The 1,612-nt window shown below is 34.6% G+C and carries 1 protein-coding gene and 1 pseudogene; one reads left to right on the plus strand and one right to left on the minus strand.

Features of this window, described 5'->3' with window-relative positions; all coding sequences use genetic code 11:
- The first annotated feature begins 38 nt into the window (after positions 1 to 38).
- Positions 39 to 390 (plus strand): annotated as a pseudogene (locus C4E06_RS27235) (hypothetical protein).
- A 244-nt stretch (positions 391 to 634) separates the two neighbouring features.
- Here C4E06_RS27235 and C4E06_RS27240 read toward each other — a convergent pair.
- A partial coding sequence (locus C4E06_RS27240) for an FAD-dependent monooxygenase (protein WP_198649097.1) occupies positions 635 to 1,612 on the minus strand: 978 nt, incomplete at its 5' end.

Genomic DNA, 1,612 nt, shown 5'->3' on the forward strand with positions numbered 1-1,612 from the left:
CTTTTGCTGATACCCATTTCGGCGGAAAGTCTCGCACCATGAGTTATGAAAATGTTCCTTCGGCTGTCTTTAGTAGTCCCGAAGCTGCTACGGTGGGGTTAACCGAAGCAGAAGCCAAAGAACAGTATGGAGACGAGGCTATCAAAGTCTATCGCAGTAAATTCCGTCCCATGTACTACGTTTTACCAGGAAAGAGGAAAAACCCTCATGAAATTAGTGGTGCATCAAGAAACGGAAAAAGTTTTAGGGGCCCACATGGTAGGTGACTACGCTGCTGAAATTATTCAAGGGGTGGCGATCGCTGTGAAAATGGGAGCCAAAAAATCAGATTTTGACGCAACGGTTGGTATTCATCCCACCTCAGCAGAAGAGTTTGTTACCATGCGTTAAAGTTTAGTTACTTATTAATTTTTTTAGGGACATAATTAAAACATTTTTTTATGTCCCTTATTAAGATAAATCTTTTATTTATACATTGCAAAAAAGAATAAAATTAAGATAATGCCTAAAATACCAGTACCCCATAAAATTTTTGTTGTTCTGTTACTTTTAGAAAGAATCTCTGAATAAGATAACTCATGATTTTGAATGAGAACAAAGGAATGGGGACTAAATAGAAAAGGTAAAAAACGATTCAATAATAAACGAAGAAAAAAGTTGACACTCCATAACTTTTCTGTACAGGATCTTGATTATATTGCCAAGGATAACTAATCTGAACTAAACGAATTAACGCTTTAATATCATCTTCTCGTCGGTTGTGATAAATTGGAAATGTTTCAGACAGATTATCTTTAGTTTCCTCTAATATTTCTTGCAAGATATAAACATCTTCTAAAGCAGAATTAACCCCTTGTCCAATATCAGGGGGAAAACAATGAACAGCATCCCCTAATAAGATAACAGCCGTTCCTTTATTTTTGTCGGGTTCTCCCCAGATTTTATAGACTCCTGAACAAAATTGAGGAATGGGAAATTTTCCCCCTTCACTCTTAGTAAATCTTGTTATTTCTTCATCAGAAATAATCTTTTCTAAAGGGATTTGAGGAAACGCTGTTGTTAAAAATTGTTTGACTTCTTCTGCTGTTTTTAATTGCCAAATTTGATGATCGGGGTAAGTAATAATATTAGCAGTTCTAGGTTGATTCGGATTTTTAAAAGGTAATAAACCTAAAGAAATTGCTTTCTTTTTTTCTTTAAAAATAGAACGAATAGCATAGGCCATTGTCGATTTAGTTATATCGTTTTTTGCTTCTGATAAGGGAAATTGAGGCGGTAAAGTCAGCACTTTATACCTAAGTCCAGAACTCGGAGAAGGAAACATTTGCATGACAAATGAATTAGATTTTTCTTCGGTTTCATGGAGTGTTTTACGAACAATTGAGTTGAGTCCATCACCCCCCACTAATAAGGTGGGAATAAAGATTAGTTGTTGATTATTTTGATCTTGAGTGATAACTTGTAACTGATCTTCAATTACTTTAATTTCAAGACAATTCATATTAAATAAAACTTGAATAGAGTCTTGCCATTTTGTTTCAATTTCTTCATAAAATAATTGCACAAAAGAAGCTCTAGGTAACCAATAGGCAGTTTTTCTTTCAGGGTCAAC

It is taken from the genome of Cyanothece sp. BG0011 (assembly GCF_003013815.1).
Classification (GTDB): Bacteria; Cyanobacteriota; Cyanobacteriia; order Cyanobacteriales; family Microcystaceae; genus Crocosphaera.